The organism is Mycobacterium asiaticum (genome assembly GCF_001673635.1).
In the GTDB taxonomy this organism is placed as follows: Bacteria; Actinomycetota; Actinomycetes; order Mycobacteriales; family Mycobacteriaceae; genus Mycobacterium; species Mycobacterium asiaticum_C.
This window is the reverse complement of sequence record NZ_LZMH01000028.1, coordinates 23,610-39,951: the sequence shown is the minus strand read 5'-3', so window position 1 is coordinate 39,951 and position 16,342 is coordinate 23,610. Positions and strand designations below refer to the sequence as shown.

The window sequence follows — 16,342 nt, the reverse complement described above, 5'->3', positions numbered from 1 at the left end:
CACGAACGAATACGCACACCGCAGACCTCCAGTCGCCGGGCCAAGGGCAGCTTAGCTGTGCGCGCCGACTGCGACGTGCTGAGCGCGGTGCGCCCGGATCGCGTCGTGCGCTAAACCGATGCCGGTTGCTGCTCCACCGGACCCAGGCGCCATTGACCCCCGCCGAGCAGTTCGAGCTGGTGGTCGTGATGTTGTTCGACCGTGGGCCGGTGACTGACGCTGACCACAACGCAATCCGGAAGTTCGCTGCGCACAAGCTGATACAGGGCGTACTCCAGCCCGGGGTCAAGTGCCGAGGTGGACTCGTCCAGGAATACCGCCTTCGGTTTGGTGAGCAGTATGCGCGCGAAGGCCACCCGCTGCTGTTCGCCCGGCGAAAGCACCTTAGCCCAGTCCTGCTCTTCATCCAGGTGCGCGATGTGCGGCGCGAGGGCCACCCTCGTCATCACCTCGTGCACCTCGGCATCGGTGACGTCGTCCGTCGAGTTCGGGTAACACACCACTGCGCGCAGCGTCCCCAGCGGGACATAGGGCAACTGCGACAGGAACATTGTCTCGTTCTCGCCACCCGGACGGCGCAGGGTTCCTGAGGCATAGGGCCACAATTCGGCCAGGCTACGCAGCAAAGTCGTCTTGCCCGCACCCGATTGCCCGGTGATGACCAGCGACTGACCGGCTTCGAGCCGAACGTCGAGCGGGTCGATCAACCGGTCGCCGTCCGGCTTGCGCACCTCTACGTTTTCAATCTCGACCGACCCGTCCTGGGTGGATGTGGTCAGCACCGCCGGCAGCGCGCGTCCGCGGTCGTTGGCATCGACCAGGCCGTGCAAGCGGATGATCGCGGCGCGCAGATAAGCGAAGGCGTCATATTGATTGCGGAAGAACGACAGCGAGTCTGAAATGCGGCCGAATGCGGCGGCCGTCTGGGTTACGTCGCCGAACTTGATTTGGCCGACAAACAATCGTGGGGCCTGGATAAGCCACGGTAATGGAACGATCACCTGCGACATCGACCAGTTCCAGCCATTGAAGATGATGGAACGGCGAACGAAGGTGCGGTAGTTGTCGATGATCGGAGTGAAGCGCCGCCATAGTTGTGCCCGTTCGGCGCGCTCGCCGCGATAAAACCCCACCGCCTCCGCGGCGTCGCGCAATCGCACCAACGCGTAGCGGAAGGCGGCGTTGAGTTTCTCGTTGTTGAAGCTGAGCCAGATCAATGGACGGCCTAAACGGAAGGCGACCACCGACGCGATCGACACGAAAATCAGCACGGCCCAGAACATTGCGCGTGGCAAGACATAACCGAACACATCCAGCGGTCCGGACAGGTTCCACAGGATTGCAGCGAACGAGATCACCGACGCGACCGCATTGACCGCCCCGAACAACAACGTTTGGGTGGTCCCATTGGCAGGCGTGTTGGGAGTGCCCTCGGTATTGGCAGCGGTGAAAATGTCGATGTCCTGCTGGATCCGCTGGTCGGGGTTGTCGATCGTGTGGTCGATAAACAGGTCGCGGTAGTAAGCCCGGCCGTCCAGCCAGTCATCGGTGAGGTGGCCGGTCAGCCATATGCGCCACGAAATGACGAACCGCTGCAGCAGGTAAATGTCAACCAGATAGCGCACGATGAAAATCAGGGCTAATACGCTGAAAATTCCCATCGAAACGTAAAACCCGTGCACCCCAGATTGTTTGATGACGGCATCGTGTTCGGCCATGCCCTCGACGGCTGTCTGGACCGAGGTGTACATGTCGTTGCTGAAAAAGCTGAACAACACATCCAAGCGCACGGACATCAGGACGGACAGCAGCAGCACGCTCAGCATCAACCACACCCGCACGCTGTTGCGTCCGACGAAATACCCGCGGGTTATCCGCCAGAACTGGCGGCCCCAAGGGGTGAAGAATCTCATCAGGGCCAGCGCAACCAGCAGACAAACGGCGCTGATCGCCCACGCTATGGCGAGCCAGCGCACCGAATCCGGAAGAGCTTGTGACCAATCGATTTTCGGTGTGAAAGGCTTCGGGCCCAAGGTCGTCGTCTCCTCACAGGCGGCTGCTGCGCATCGAAATACTTCGGCGAAGGTACCTGAACCAGGTGGTTAGGCTGCCCCTATGAGCACCGAAGCAGCCCCCACCCAGACCATGCACGCGGGCCGGCTCGTCGCCCGCCGGCTCAAGGCCAGCGGTATCGACACGGTATTCACGCTGTCCGGCGGCCACTTGTTCTCGATCTACGACGGCTGCCGCGACGAGGATGTCCGGCTGATCGACACCCGCCACGAGCAGACCGCGGCCTTCGCCGCCGAAGGCTGGTCGAAGGTCACCAGGGTGCCGGGCGTGGCCGCGCTCACCGCGGGCCCAGGCGTCACCAACGGGATGAGCGCGATGGCCGCAGCCCAGCAGAACCAATCGCCGTTGGTTGTGCTCGGTGGCCGCGCCCCGGCCGCGCGCTGGGGGATGGGCTCGCTGCAGGAGATCGACCACGTGCCGTTCGTGGCGCCGCTTACGCGTTTCGCCGCCACTGCCCAGTCCGCCGAGGACGCCGGTCTGCTCGTCGACCAAGCACTGCAGGCCGCGGTCGGCGCACCGTCGGGAGTCGGGTTCGTCGACTTTCCGATGGATCACGTGTTCTCGGTGTCCGACGACGACGGCCGGCCCGGCGCGCTCGCCACTCTGCCCGCCGTGCCCGGCGCGGATGCCAACGCGCTGGACCGGGTGGCCGACCTGCTGGCCAAGGCCCAGCGGCCAGTGATCATGGCCGGCACCAACGTTTGGTGGGGGCGGGGGGAGACGGCCCTGCTGCGGCTCGCCGAACAGTTGCGGATACCCGTGCTGATGAACGGGATGGCTCGCGGCGCGGTGCCCGCCGATCACCCGCTGGCATTCTCCCGGGCGCGCTCGAAGGCGTTGGGCGGTGCCGATGTCGCGCTGATCGTCGGCGTGCCCATGGATTTCCGCCTCGGCTTCGGTGGGGTGTTCGGTGCGCAGACACAGCTCGTGGTGGCCGATCGGGCGCGGCCCGAACGCAACCATCCGCGCCCGGTCGCCGCCGAGCTCTACGGCGACCTGTCCGCGACGCTGTCCGTGCTCGCCGGTTCGGGCTCAGCAAACCACTCAGCGGACCACCAGGCCTGGATCGACGAGTTGCGCGCGGTCGAGGACGGCGCCCGTGATCAAGAGAAGGCCGAGCTCGCCGAGGATCGGATCCCGCTGCATCCGATGCGTGTCTACGCCGAACTCGCCCCACTGCTGGACCGGGACGCGATCGTCGTCATTGACGCCGGAGACTTCGGTTCTTACGCCGGACGCGTCATCGACAGCTATCAGCCGGGCTGCTGGCTGGACAGCGGGCCGTTCGGTTGCCTGGGTTCGGGGCCCGGTTACGCCCTGGCGGCCAAGCTGGCGCGGCCCGAGCGACAGGTGGTGCTCCTGCAGGGCGACGGCGCATTCGGGTTCAGTGGGATGGAGTGGGACACCCTCGTACGCCACAACGTGCCGGTGGTGTCGGTGGTGGGCAACAACGGCATCTGGGGCCTGGAAAAGCACCCGATGGAGGCGTTGTACGGCTATTCAGTGGTGGCCGAACTGCGCCCCGGCACCCGCTACGACGAGGTGGTGCGAGCCCTGGGCGGGCACGGTGAGCTGGTCTCGGCGCCGGCCGAGCTGCGCCCAGCCCTGGAACGCGCCTTCGCCAGTGGTCTCCCGGCCGTCGTGAACGTCCTGACCGATCCGAGCGTGGCCTACCCGCGCCGATCGAACCTGGCCTGACGGCACCCTTTCGGGTCGCGAGCGCGCGTGAAATGCCAGCTGCGGCGGCGTGTCGGTGGCCCGACACGCACGCTCGCCCCGCTGTCGTGTTCGCGTACCGTGGGGCTGTGCCAAAGACCACCCGCTCTCAGCCCGGCCGGCTGAGCAGCCGATTCTGGCGGCTGCTCGGGGCCACCACCGAAAAGAACCGCAGCCGCTCGATGGGCGACGTGACCGCGGCCGAGGAGTACGAGAAGGAAGCCGCCGACCTCAGCGACGAGAAGCTGCGCAAGGCGTCCGGGCTGCTCAACCTCGACGACCTGGCGGACTCCGCCGATATTCCGCAGTTCCTGGCGATCGCCAGGGAAGCCGCCGAGCGGGCGACCGGGCTGCGCCCGTTCGACGTGCAGTTGCTGGGCGCGTTGCGCATGCTGGCGGGCGACGTGATCGAGATGGCCACCGGTGAGGGCAAGACGCTGGCCGGGGCGATTGCCGCCGCGGGCTACGCGCTGGCCGGCCGGCACGTGCACGTAGTGACCATCAACGACTACCTGGCCCGCCGCGACGCGGAATGGATGGGCCCGCTGCTCGAGGCGATGGGGCTGACGGTCGGCTGGATCACCGCCGAATCGTCCAGGGACGACCGCAAATCGGCTTACGACTGCGACGTCACCTACGCATCTGTCAACGAGATCGGGTTCGACGTGCTGCGCGACCAGCTGGTGACCGACGTCGAAGACCTGGTCTCACCCAACCCGGACGTCGCACTGATCGACGAGGCCGACTCGGTGCTGGTCGACGAGGCACTGGTGCCGCTGGTCTTGGCCGGCACCACCCACCGCGAGACGCCGCGGCTGGAGATCATCAAGCTGGTCGGCAACCTGACCGCGGAAAAGGACTACGACACCGACGCCGACAGCCGCAATGTCCACCTGACCGAAGCGGGCGCGCGCAAGGTGGAGAAGGCGCTCGGCGGCATCGACCTCTACTCCGAAGAACATGTCGGCACCACGCTGACCGAGGTCAACGTGGCTTTGCACGCGCACGTGCTGCTGCAGCGCGACGTGCACTACATCGTGCGTGACGACGCGGTGCACCTGATCAACTCCTCGCGCGGGCGCATCGCCCAGTTGCAGCGCTGGCCCGACGGTTTGCAAGCGGCTGTGGAAGCCAAGGAGGGCATCGAGACCACCGAGACCGGTGAGGTGCTCGACACCATCACGGTGCAGGCGCTGATCAACCGCTACTCCACGGTGTGCGGCATGACCGGCACGGCGCTGGCCGCCGGCGAACAGCTGCGCCAGTTCTACAAGCTGGGCGTGTCGCCCATCCCGCCGAACACCCCCAACATCCGGGAAGACGAGCCCGACCGGGTGTACATCACCGCGGCCGCCAAGAACGACGCGATCGTCGACCACATCGCCGAGGTGCACGAGACCGGCCAGCCGGTGCTCGTCGGTACCCGTGACGTCGCGGAATCCGAGGACCTGCACGAGCGCCTGGTCCGGCGCAACGTCCCGGCCGTGCTGCTGAACGCGAAGAACGACGCAGAAGAGGCGCAGGTGATCGCCGAGGCCGGCACCTACGGCTCGGTCACGGTGTCCACGCAGATGGCCGGTCGCGGCACCGACATCCGGCTGGGCGGTTCCGACGAGTCCGACCACGACCGGGTCGCCGAACTGGGCGGACTGCACGTGGTCGGCACCGGCCGGCACAACACCGAGCGGCTGGACAATCAGCTGCGCGGCCGGGCCGGACGTCAGGGCGACCCGGGGTCCTCGGTGTTCTTCTCGAGTTGGGAAGACGAGGTGGTGGCGGCCAACCTGGACAGCAACAAGCTGCCCACCGAAACCGACGAGGACGGCCGCATCCTGAGCCCCAAGGCCAGCGGCCTGCTCGACCATGCGCAGCGGGTCGCGGAGGGCCGGTTGCTGGATGTGCACGCCAACACCTGGCGCTACAACCAGCTGATCGCCCAGCAGCGCGCGATCATCGTGGAGCGGCGAAACACGTTGCTGCGCACCCCGACCGCCCGCGAAGAGCTCGAGGACTTGGCGCCGAAGCGGTACAAGGAGCTGGCCGAGGACGTCAGCGAGGAGCGGCTGGAGAAGATCTGCCGGCTGATCATGCTGTACCACCTGGACCGGGGCTGGGCCGATCACCTGGCCTATCTGGCCGACATCCGCGAGAGCATTCACTTACGCGCGTTGGGCCGGCAGAACCCGCTGGACGAATTCCACCGGATGGCGGTGGACGCGTTCGCATCGCTGGCCGCCGACGCTATCGAAGCTGCCCAGCAGACCTTCGAGACGGCGAACATCCTCGAGGACGAGCCGGGGCTGGATCTTTCCAAGCTGGCGCGGCCGACGTCGACGTGGACCTACATGGTCAACGACAACCCGCTGTCCGACGACACGCTGTCCACCTTGAGCCTGCCCGGCGTCTTCCGCTGACGTCATTCGCCCGACGCCTCAGTCCGCCGTGCGGACCGCATCGTCGCCGGACACCGCCTGACTGCCCGGCTCCTCCTCAGTCCGCCGTGCGGACCGCATCGTCGCCGGGCTAAGGTCACGGCTCATGGAGCCAGTGCTCGCGCAGAATCGGGTGCTGACGGTGCCCAATGTGCTGAGTGTTCTCCGCCTGGCACTCATCCCGGTCTTCGTGTACCTGATGCTCGGCACCCACGCCTATGGCTGGGCCGTGGGGATCCTGATGTTCAGCGGCGTCTCGGACTGGGCGGACGGCAAGATCGCCCGACTACTCGACCAGTCGTCACGGCTGGGCATGCTGCTCGACCCGGCAGTCGACCGGCTCTACATGGTCACCGTGCCGATCGTGTTCGCGATCAGTGGGATCGCCCCCTGGTGGTTCGTGCTGACGCTGCTGGCCCGCGACGCGATCCTGGCCGGGACGCTGCCGTTGTTGTGGAGCCGCGGCCTGTCGGCGCTGCCGGTGTCCTATGTGGGCAAGGCGGCGACCTTCGCCCTGATGTCCGGCTTCCCGCTGGTGCTGCTGGGCCGGTGGGACGCATTGTGGAGCCGCGTCGTGGGGGCCTGCGGGTGGGCGTTTCTGGGCTGGGGCCTTTACATGTACCTGTGGGCCTTCGTGCTCTACCTGGTGCAGATGGTCCTGGTGATGCGCCAACTGCCCAAGGTCAACCGAAAGTCCTCGCCCCCGAAAGCGGGGGACCATGGCTGACCGGGACCGCCTGCTCGGCGGGTACGACCCCAACGCCGGTTACCGCGCCCATGCTCCGCGGCCGCAACACATTCCGGTGCCGTCGCTACTGCGCGCCCTGCTGTCCGAGCATCTCGACCCCGGCTATGCCGCGGCGACCGCCGAACGGGAGCGCCGGGCGGAACCCGAAACCGCCCGGACCCGCGCCTTTGGCTGGATGTGGCAGGCGCTGGCGGCGGCCCTGGTCGCCACCGTGTTCGCCGCCGCTGTCGCGCAGGCCCGCTCGGTCGCGCCGGGAGTGCGGACCGCACAACAGGTCCTGGCGACCAATGTCCGTTCAACGCAGTCCGCGGCCGGTCGGCTGGCCAAGCAGCGCAGCGCGTTGGCGGCCAAGGTCGATGAGGTGCAGCGCGTCGCCCTGGCCGACGATGCCGAGGGGCAACGCCTGCTGAGCCGACTCGACGCGCTCAGCTTGGCGGCGGCCAGCACCGCGGTGACGGGCCCGGGCCTGACCGTCACCGTGACCGACCCGGGTGCCAGCCCGAATCTCTCCGACGCGTCCAAGCAACGAGTGACCGGCAGCCGGCAGATCATCCTGGACCGCGACCTGCAGCTCGTCGTCAATTCCCTGTGGGCCAGTGGGGCGGAAGCCATTTCGGTCGACGGCGCCCGCATCGGCCCCAACGTCACCATCCGGCAGGCCGGCGGCGCCATCCTGGTCGACAACAACCCGACCACGAGCCCGTACGTCATCCTCGCGATTGGTCCCGCGCAGAGGATGCGGGATAGCTTCGAGCGGAGTCCTGGGTTGCGGCGGCTGCGACTGCTGGAGGTCTCCTACAGCGTCGGCGTCAGCGTCAACGTCGGCGAAAAGCTGGCGCTGCCCGCCGGATCAACCCGGGAGGTCAAGTTCGCCAACGAGATTGGGCCCAAGTGACATGATTGGAATCGCGGCGCTTGCCATCGGCATCGTGCTGGGATTGATTTTTCACCCCAGCGTCCCGGAGGTGATACAGCCGTATCTGCCGATCGCGGTGGTCGCGGCGCTCGACGCGGTGTTCGGCGGTCTGCGGGCCTACCTGGAGCGCATCTTCGACCCCAAGGTGTTCGTGGTCTCGTTCGTCTTCAACGTCCTGGTGGCCGCACTGATCGTCTACGTCGGCGACCAATTGGGCGTCGGCACCCAGTTGTCCACCGCGATCATCGTCGTGCTGGGAATCCGGATCTTCGGCAATGCGGCCGCGCTGCGGCGCCGACTGTTCGGAGCGTGACCCGTGAGCCAGGAGCCACCGAACCCCGCCCGGCACGGCCGGCACGAACTGCCGCCGGACCGCTCGCAGCCCAAGACCGAGGCAGCGGCCGGACGCGGCCGGTCCCGGTTGGCTTTCGGGACCCTGGCCGTGCTGTTGTGCCTGGTGCTGGGGGTCGCGATCGTCACCCAGGTCCGCCAGAACGATTCCGGCGACTCCCTGGAGACCGCTCGCCCCGCCGACCTGCTGGTGCTGTTGGACTCGTTGCGGCAACGAGAGGCGACGCTCAGCACCGAGGTCGCCGATCTGCAGAACACCCTCAATACGTTGCAGGCCTCGGGCAATACCGACCAGGCCGCCATCGAGAACGCGCAAGCCAGGCTGGCGGCGCTTTCCATCCTGGTCGGCGCCGTCGGAGCCAGCGGCCCGGGAATCACGGTGAAGATCGACGACCCGGGTCCGGGGATCTCGGCGGAGGTGATGCTCGATGTGATCAACGAGCTGCGCGCGGCCGGTGCCGAGGCCATCCAGATCAACGACGCACACCAGTCGGTGCGGGTCGGGGTCGACACCTGGGTCACCGGTTCGGCCGGTTCCCTGACCATCGACACCAAGGGGTTCTCGCCGCCGTATTCGGTTCTGGCCATTGGGGATCCGCCCACCCTCGCGGCGGCGATGAACATTCCGGGCGGGGCGGACGACAGCGTCAAACGGGTCGGCGGGCGGATGTCGGTGCAGCAGGCCGATCGAGTCGAGGTGACCACCTTGCGACAACCAAAACCGCACCAATACGCTCAGCCCGGCAAGTGAACCACCTAGCGAAACCGACCAGAACAGGATCACCGTGAGCGATATCCCGTCCGATCTGCACTACACCGCCGAACACGAGTGGGTTCGCCGCAGCGCAGAAGACACCGTGCGGGTCGGCATCACCGATTTCGCGCAATCGGCCCTCGGTGACGTCGTCTTCGTGCAATTGCCCGACGTGGGCACCGAGCTCTCGGCCGGCGAGTCTTTCGGCGAGGTGGAGTCGACGAAATCGGTGTCGGATCTGTACGCCCCGGTGTCGGGCAAAGTGTCTGCGGTGAACGGCGATCTGGACGGCAGTCCCCAATTGCTGAACTCCGATCCCTACGGCGCCGGCTGGCTGCTGGAAATCCAGGTCGATGGCTCCGAGGTCAGCGCACTGGACTCCGCGATCGCGGAACTTCTCGACGCCGAGGCCTACCGCGGCACATTGACGGAATGACGATTGCTAAGGTCCCGAAAGCGTTTCGGAACAGAACGCACCGCAGCGTGGGGGATCTAGAAGAAGCCGGGGTGTGGGGCTTACGATCCTGGGCAGTGGTCGGCATATTCCGGACCGGGACGCGGTACGGTCGAGATATCAAATACTTGACGCGTTAGACAGCAGTAAAAGGCAGTACAGACGGTAAATCCGAGGAGAAAGCCGGCCGACCGGCCCGGTCAGACAACGCCACAGCGGCCAGTGAGGAGCAGCGGGTGACGGACAAGGACGACGACCAGAACGAAGTCACTGTGGAGACGACCTCCGTCTTCCGCGCCGACTTTCTCAATGAACTGGACGCGCCCGCTCAGGCGGGTCCCGAGAGCTCGGTATCCGGGGTGGAAGGTCTCCCGGCCGGCTCGGCGTTGCTGGTCGTCAAACGCGGACCCAATGCCGGTTCTCGCTTCCTGCTGGACCAGGCCATCACATCGGCCGGTCGGCACCCCGACAGCGACATCTTCCTCGACGACGTCACCGTGAGTCGCCGGCACGCTGAATTCCGTTTGGAAAGCGGTGAGTTCAACGTTGTCGACGTCGGCAGCCTGAACGGCACGTACGTCAACCGCGAGCCGGTGGACTCGGCGGTGCTGGCCAACGGTGACGAGGTCCAGATCGGCAAGTTCCGCCTGGTCTTTTTGACCGGCCCCAAGGGCGACGACGACGGGGGATCCGGGGGCCAGTGACCGCACCCGATAGTCCCGGCCTGGCGGGGATGTCGATCGGTGCGGTACTGGATCTGCTGCGACCGGACTTTCCCGACGTCACCATCTCCAAGATCCGCTTCCTGGAGGCGGAGGGGCTGGTCACGCCGCAACGTGCGGCGTCGGGCTATCGGAGGTTCACCGCGTACGACTGCGCGCGGCTGCGTTTCATTCTGACCGCTCAGCGCGATCATTACCTACCGCTGAAGGTGATTCGGGCACAGTTGGACGCCCACCCGGACGGCGAGTTGCCCGCCATCGGATCGCCTTACGGCGTACCGCGATTGGTTTCCGTGGACGGTGCTGGAGCAGAGGCCGCCGCCGACCCGGGTGCGGTGGCACCCACCCAGGTCCGGCTCAGCCGCGAAGATCTGCTGAACCGCTCGGGCGTGGACGACGCGTTGCTGACCGCGCTGGTGAAGGCGGGCGTGATCACCACTGGGCCGGGCGGTTTCTTCGACGAACACGCGGTGGTCATCCTCCAATGTGCGCGGGCGCTGGCCGATTACGGCGTCGAGCCGCGGCATCTGCGAGCTTTTCGTTCTGCGGCCGATCGCCAGTCGGACCTGATCGCCCAGATCGCCGGGCCGCTGGTCAAGGCGGATAAGGCCGGTGCGCGCGATCGGGCTGACGACTTGGCCCGCGAGGTCGCGGCACTGGCAATTACTTTGCACACCTCGCTGATCAAGTCCGCCGTTCGCGACGTTCTGCACCGCTGAGGACTAGACTTCGTTCGAAGCTGGCGTTCGGCGAAGTGAGTCAAAGCGGCACATGCGGAGGGCAGACACAGATGGGTGAAGTTCGTGTTGTCGGCATTCGCGTGGAGCAGCCGCAGAACCAGCCGGTGCTGCTGCTGCGCGAGGCCAATGGTGACCGCTACCTGCCGATCTGGATCGGGCAGTCGGAGGCCGCCGCGATCGCGCTCGAGCAGCAAGGCGTCGAGCCGCCGCGGCCGTTGACCCATGACCTGATCAGGGATCTGATTGCTGCACTTGGTCATTCACTCAAAGAGGTCCGTATCGTCGACCTGCAGGAAGGCACGTTCTACGCGGATCTGATCTTCGATCGCGACATCAAGGTGTCGGCCCGCCCGTCGGACTCGGTGGCGATCGCGCTGCGGGTGGGTGTGCCCATCTACGTCGAGGAGGCGGTGCTGGCCCAGGCCGGCCTGCTGATCCCGGACGAGGGCGATGAAGAGGCCAGCAGCGCGGTGCGTGAGGACGAGGTGGAGAAGTTCAAGGAGTTCCTCGACAGCGTCTCACCCGACGACTTCAAGGCAACCTAGCCCGCGAGGTTTTGCCGCGCGGTTTCCCGCGAGCAGGGACGGGACGTACCCGCTGTAGGTAACAGATGCGTCTCATATCACACAACGGATTGTCGACACGCCTGGCGGATATCACCGCCACATCCCGAAGGCGGCCATACTTTGATGACGAGTCGATGATCGACCCAGAGCACGACAGCCACCGAACAGCGTATGCTCTCAAGCACTCGGGCCTGAGCTAACGTGGCTGTCGGGGGCAGCCAAATGCCGCAGCTACTGACAAAAGCGCTATCGGCGAGAGGAAGCACCGTGAGCGAGCAGCCACGCCAAGAACAGCTTGATCTTGCCGAACACGCGTCCGCCACCGGCGGACAGAGCCCGGCGGCGGTCAGCGAACCCGTACAGCCGGGACTGTTCCCCGACGACTCGGTGCCCGACGAATTGGTGGGTTACCGCGGGCCGAGCGCCTGCCAGATCGCCGGCATCACCTACCGTCAGCTCGACTACTGGGCCCGCACCTCGCTGGTAGTGCCCTCCATTCGCAGCGCGGCCGGCTCCGGCAGCCAGCGGTTGTACTCGTTCAAGGACATCCTGGTTCTCAAGATCGTCAAGCGACTGCTCGACACCGGAATCTCGCTGCACAACATCCGTGTCGCGGTCGACCACCTCCGCCAGCGCGGGGTGCAGGACCTGGCCAACATCACCCTGTTCTCCGACGGAACCAGCGTGTACGAATGCACCTCCGCCGAAGAGGTCGTCGACCTCCTTCAAGGCGGCCAGGGGGTGTTCGGCATCGCGGTGTCCGGGGCCATGCGGGAGCTGACCGGCGTCATCGCCGACTTCCCGGGCGAGCGCGCCGACGGCGGCGAGTCGATCGCGGCCCCCGAAGACGAGCTGGCCTCGCGTCGGAAGCACCGCGACCGCAAGATCGGCTGAGCCGGCGCCGGAGTAAACTGGACCCGCATCGCACTCGCGCGGGAGAGTTCTGTAGCGGCCAGCTACGGACGCCGAAGGAGCAATACCTCTCCGTCAACCTCTCAGGCACCCGGACCGCGCCGGACAACGATGCCTCTGGAAAGTGGTGACGACCCACTGTGGTCGCCGCCCGCCGATGGGGAAAGGCGCCTCAGCGCGCCGAATCTCTCAGGCGCCTGACACGCAGGTGAGGACAGAGGGGGAGGACCGCTGATCCGCTAGTCCTCTGCCGCGTCAGGAGTTTCACCGTGACCACTCAGCCCGCGTTCGCCGACCGACACATCGGGCCGGACAGCCAGGCCATCGCGACCATGCTCGCCGTCATCGGGGTCGACTCCCTCGACGACCTCGCCGCCAAGGCCGTCCCTTCCGGCATCCTGGACAAGCTGACCGCCGGCGCCGCACCTGGTCTGGACGGCCTCCCGCCGGCGGCCGGTGAAGCCGAGGCCCTGGCCGAGTTGCGCGCCCTGGCCGACAGCAACACCGTCGCAGTCTCCATGATCGGGCAGGGCTACTACGACACGCTCACCCCGCCGGTGCTGCTACGCAACATCATGGAGAACCCGGCCTGGTACACGGCCTACACCCCATATCAGCCCGAGATCAGCCAGGGCCGGCTGGAAGCGCTGCTGAATTTCCAGACCATGGTCACCGACCTGACCGGCCTGGAGATCGCCAACGCGTCGATGCTCGACGAGGGCACCGCCGCCGCCGAGGCCATGGCGCTGATGCACCGCGCCTACCGCGGGCCCGCCAACCGGTTGGCGGTCGACGTCGACGTATTCGGCCAGACCGCCGCGATCCTGGCCACCCGGGCCAGGCCGCTGGGCATTGAGATCGTCACCGCCGACCTGCGCGACGGGCTGCCCGAGGGAGACTTCTTCGGGGTCATCGCCCAACTGCCGGGGGCCAGCGGCCGGATCACCGACTGGACCGCGCTGGTGGAGCAGGCCCACGACCGCCGCGCGCTGGTGGCCATCGGTGCGGACCTGCTGGCGCTGACCCTCATCACACCGCCCGGCGAGATCGGCGCGGATGTCGCGTTCGGCACCACCCAACGGTTCGGCGTCCCGATGGGCTTCGGCGGACCACACGCCGGGTATCTGGCGGTGCACGCCAAGCACGCCCGGCAGCTGCCCGGGCGACTCGTGGGAGTGTCGGTGGACAGTGACGGCACCCCCGCCTACCGGTTGGCGCTGCAGACCCGCGAACAACACATCCGCCGCGACAAGGCCACCAGCAATATCTGTACCGCCCAGGTGTTGCTGGCGGTGATGGCCGCCATGTACGCCAGCTACCACGGCGCCGACGGGCTGTCCGGCATCGCGCGCCGCATCCACGCCCACGCCGACGCCATCGCCGGCGCCCTGGGCGAAGCGCTGGTGCACGACCGGTACTTCGACACGGTGCTGGCCCGGGTCCCCGGCCGTGCCGACGAGGTGGTCGCCGCGGCGAAGGCCGACGGGGTGAACCTGTGGCGCGTCGACGCCGACCACGTGTCGGTTTCCTGCGACGAAGCAACCACCGACGCGCACGTGGCGACCGTGCTGGCCGCCTTCGGCGTCGCCGCCGCGCCCGCCAGCACCGACATCGCAACGCGCACGTCGGAATTCCTCACCCACCCGGCGTTCAACCAGTACCGCACCGAAACGTCGATGATGCGTTACTTGCGGACCCTGGCCGACAAGGACATCGCGCTGGACCGCAGCATGATCCCGCTGGGCTCGTGCACCATGAAGCTCAACGCCGCCGCCGAGATGGAGTCGATCACCTGGCCGGAGTTCGGGCGTCAGCACCCGTTCGCGCCGGCCTCGGACACCCCGGGTCTACGACGGCTGATCAGCGACCTGGAGAACTGGCTGGTCGCGATCACCGGCTACGACGCGGTCTCGTTGCAGCCCAACGCGGGCTCGCAGGGGGAGTACGCGGGCCTGCTGGCCATCCACGACTACCACGCCAGCCGTGGTGAACCGCATCGCGACATCTGCCTGATCCCGTCCAGCGCGCACGGCACCAACGCGGCGTCGGCCGCGCTGGCCGGGATGCGGGTGGTCGTGGTGAGCTGCCTGGAGAACGGCGACGTCGACCTGGCCGACCTGCGTGCCAAGGTCAGCGAGCACGCCGACCGGCTGTCCGCGCTGATGATCACCTACCCGTCCACCCACGGCGTCTACGAGCACGACATCGCCGAGATCTGCGCGGCTGTGCACGACGCCGGCGGTCAGGTCTACGTCGACGGCGCCAACCTCAACGCGCTGGTCGGCTTGGCCCGGCCGGGTAAGTTCGGCGGCGACGTCAGCCACCTGAACCTGCACAAGACGTTCTGCATCCCGCACGGCGGCGGTGGTCCGGGCGTCGGGCCGGTGGCGGTGCGCGCGCACCTGGCCCAGTTCCTGCCGGGCCACCCGTACGCGCCGGAGCTTCCCGGCGGGCATCCGGTGTCGGCGGCGCCGTACGGGTCCGCGTCGATCCTGCCGATCAGCTGGGCGTACATCCGCATGATGGGCGGCGACGGCCTGCGGGCGGCGTCACTGACCGCGATCGCGTCGGCCAACTACATCGCGCGGCGACTCGACGAGTACTTCCCGGTGCTCTACACCGGCGAGAACGGCATGGTCGCCCACGAATGCATCCTGGATCTGCGCGGCATCACCAAGGCGACCGGCGTGACCGTCGACGATGTGGCGAAACGATTGGCGGACTACGGCTTCCACGCTCCGACGATGAGCTTCCCGGTGGCCGGCACGCTGATGGTGGAGCCGACCGAAAGCGAGAGCCTGGCCGAGGTGGACGCCTTCTGCGAGGCCATGATCGGGATCCGCGCCGAGATCGACCGCGTCGGGTCCGGGCAGTGGCCGGCGGACGACAACCCGCTGCGCGGGGCGCCGCACACCGCCGAGTGCCTGCTCACGTCGGAGTGGGAGCACCCCTACACCCGGGCGGAGGCCGCCTACCCGCTGGGGAAGGCGTTCCGTCCGAAGGTGTGGCCGCCGGTGCGGCGCATCGACGGCGCCTATGGCGACCGCAACCTGATCTGCTCGTGCCCGCCGGTCGAGGCGTTCGCGTAACGGCCCTCAGCCGAAGCGGTCGATGATGGCTTGGGCGATGCGCTCGGGCGCGTCCTCCTGAATGAAGTGCTTGGCGGTGGGCAGTTCGACCACCACCAGGTCGCGAAATGTCGCGCGCAGCCGGGGGATCGCCGGTCCGGGCCGGAACGCGACGTCGCGCATGCCCCAGACCACCAACGCGGGTTTGCCGCCGAGCAACGCGGGCACCTCGCGGGCCAGCCGTTCCAGCAGCGGACGCGCCGCCAGCAGCTCCTTGGGCAGCACCGCCACACCCACCCGGGCCGCGGGGTCGGGCTGCACCCGGCGGTAATGGTCCAGCACCACTTGCTTCGGCAGGATCTCGGTGCCGGCCGGAATGAGCCGCTCCACGAAGAAGTTTCGCTGCAGGATCGCCCACTGCATGACCCGGCTGGACATCACCTTGCTGAACATCCTGGTGCTGAATTCCTCGGTCGGCCAGAACCAGGTATTGCCCAGGACGACGCCGCGCACCCGGTCGGCGCGCTCGACCGCGACCGCCAGGCCGATCGGGCCACCCCAGTCCTGGCCCATGGTGACGTAGCCGTCCAGACCGAGGTGGTCGACGAATTCGCCGAGCACCTCAGCATGTTCGGCGACGGTGTACCCAAAGCCCGCCGGCCGCTCCGAGAGGCCGAAGCCCAGATAGTCCACTGCGATGCAGCGGAAGCGGTGCCGCAGTGCCACGACGATGTCGCGGTAAAGGAAGCTCCACGTCGGGTTGCCGTGGCAGAACAGGATCGGCGGGCCCTCGCCCTCGTCGATGTAATGCACCCGGCCCCGCGAGCTGTCGAACCACCGCGACTCGAATGGATAGAGCTGCGGGTCGGGCGTGAATTGCGGGCTCATCG

14 protein-coding genes and 2 riboswitches are annotated in these 16,342 nt (G+C 67.3%); of the genes, 12 read left to right on the top strand and 2 right to left on the bottom strand.

The annotated features are described in order from the left end of the window. Positions 1-110: 110 nt before the first annotated feature. Entirely contained in the window at positions 111-2,033 is a 1,923-nt protein-coding gene (gene bacA / locus A5645_RS07120; RefSeq protein WP_065129028.1) for a vitamin B12 ABC transporter pemease/ATP-binding protein BacA, read from the bottom strand. A gap of 82 nt (positions 2,034-2,115) precedes the next feature. Between bacA and A5645_RS07115 the strand changes: the two genes are divergently transcribed. The 12 genes from A5645_RS07115 to gcvP all read left to right on the top strand — a co-directional run bounded on the left by A5645_RS07115 (position 2,116) and on the right by gcvP (position 15,473). After that, complete coding sequence (locus tag A5645_RS07115; protein ID WP_065129027.1) at positions 2,116-3,771, top strand: acetolactate synthase; 1,656 nt, start codon at positions 2,116-2,118, stop codon at positions 3,769-3,771. A gap of 107 nt (positions 3,772-3,878) precedes the next feature. Next, positions 3,879-6,203 (top strand): accessory Sec system translocase SecA2, encoded by a 2,325-nt coding sequence (secA2, locus tag A5645_RS07110; protein WP_065034751.1) that lies wholly within the window; start codon positions 3,879-3,881, stop codon positions 6,201-6,203. A 124-nt stretch (positions 6,204-6,327) separates the two neighbouring features. Next, positions 6,328-6,948 carry a CDP-alcohol phosphatidyltransferase family protein gene (locus tag A5645_RS07105; protein WP_065129026.1) on the top strand — a complete coding sequence of 207 codons (621 nt, stop codon included), beginning with the start codon at positions 6,328-6,330 and terminating at the stop codon, positions 6,946-6,948. Continuing rightward, the gene (locus tag A5645_RS07100; protein WP_065034731.1) at positions 6,941-7,864 is read left to right on the top strand and encodes a DUF881 domain-containing protein; all 924 of its coding nucleotides are present in this window, start codon (positions 6,941-6,943) and stop codon (positions 7,862-7,864) included. Before A5645_RS07105 ends, A5645_RS07100 begins: the two co-directional genes overlap by 8 nt. 1 nt (position 7,865) lies before the next feature. After that, the gene (locus A5645_RS07095; protein ID WP_036360283.1) at positions 7,866-8,198 is read left to right on the top strand and encodes a small basic family protein; all 333 of its coding nucleotides are present in this window, start codon (positions 7,866-7,868) and stop codon (positions 8,196-8,198) included. Positions 8,199-8,201: 3 nt separating this feature from the next. Next, positions 8,202-8,987, top strand: a complete 786-nt coding sequence (locus A5645_RS07090; protein WP_065129025.1) for a DUF881 domain-containing protein — start codon at positions 8,202-8,204, stop codon at positions 8,985-8,987. Between the two features lie 34 nt (positions 8,988-9,021). After that, positions 9,022-9,426 carry a glycine cleavage system protein GcvH gene (gcvH, locus tag A5645_RS07085; protein WP_065034733.1) on the top strand — a complete coding sequence of 135 codons (405 nt, stop codon included), beginning with the start codon at positions 9,022-9,024 and terminating at the stop codon, positions 9,424-9,426. 254 nt (positions 9,427-9,680) lie between these two features. Next, complete coding sequence (garA, locus tag A5645_RS07080) at positions 9,681-10,148, top strand: glycogen accumulation regulator GarA (protein WP_036360277.1); 468 nt, start codon at positions 9,681-9,683, stop codon at positions 10,146-10,148. Next, a complete protein-coding gene (ftsR, locus tag A5645_RS07075) occupies positions 10,145-10,885 on the top strand; it encodes a transcriptional regulator FtsR (RefSeq protein WP_065034734.1) in 741 nt (246 codons plus the stop codon). Before garA ends, ftsR begins: the two co-directional genes overlap by 4 nt. Positions 10,886-10,956: 71 nt before the next feature. Further along, positions 10,957-11,451 carry a bifunctional nuclease family protein gene (locus tag A5645_RS07070; protein ID WP_036360273.1) on the top strand — a complete coding sequence of 165 codons (495 nt, stop codon included), beginning with the start codon at positions 10,957-10,959 and terminating at the stop codon, positions 11,449-11,451. 288 nt (positions 11,452-11,739) lie between these two features. Beyond that, positions 11,740-12,366, top strand: a complete 627-nt coding sequence (locus A5645_RS07065; RefSeq protein WP_036360271.1) for a MerR family transcriptional regulator — start codon at positions 11,740-11,742, stop codon at positions 12,364-12,366. 29 nt (positions 12,367-12,395) lie between these two features. Then, positions 12,396-12,493: riboswitch (glycine riboswitch) on the top strand. After that, positions 12,494-12,612, top strand: a riboswitch (glycine riboswitch). 41 nt (positions 12,613-12,653) lie between these two features. Then, a complete protein-coding gene (gene gcvP / locus A5645_RS07060; RefSeq protein WP_065129024.1) occupies positions 12,654-15,473 on the top strand; it encodes an aminomethyl-transferring glycine dehydrogenase in 2,820 nt (939 codons plus the stop codon). A 6-nt stretch (positions 15,474-15,479) separates the two neighbouring features. On the opposite strand, the gene A5645_RS07055 is transcribed toward gcvP, so the two are convergent. Next, positions 15,480-16,340: a haloalkane dehalogenase gene (locus tag A5645_RS07055; RefSeq protein WP_065129023.1), complete on the bottom strand. Its 861-nt coding sequence runs from the start codon at positions 16,338-16,340 to the stop codon at positions 15,480-15,482. Positions 16,341-16,342 lie beyond the last annotated feature (2 nt).

Bases quoted from the DNA above. Each gene is read 5' to 3' on its own strand.
- A5645_RS07115 (WP_065129027.1), top strand. From the start codon at position 2,116: ATGAGCACCGAAGCAGCCCCCACCCAGACCATGCACGCGGGCCGGCTC.
- A5645_RS07105 (WP_065129026.1), top strand. From the start codon at position 6,328: ATGGAGCCAGTGCTCGCGCAGAATCGGGTGCTGACGGTGCCCAATGTG.
- A5645_RS07100 (WP_065034731.1), top strand. From the start codon at position 6,941: ATGGCTGACCGGGACCGCCTGCTCGGCGGGTACGACCCCAACGCCGGT.
- A5645_RS07095 (WP_036360283.1), top strand. From the start codon at position 7,866: ATGATTGGAATCGCGGCGCTTGCCATCGGCATCGTGCTGGGATTGATT.
- A5645_RS07070 (WP_036360273.1), top strand. From the start codon at position 10,957: ATGGGTGAAGTTCGTGTTGTCGGCATTCGCGTGGAGCAGCCGCAGAAC.
- A5645_RS07055 (WP_065129023.1), bottom strand. From the start codon at position 16,340: ATGAGCCCGCAATTCACGCCCGACCCGCAGCTCTATCCATTCGAGTCG.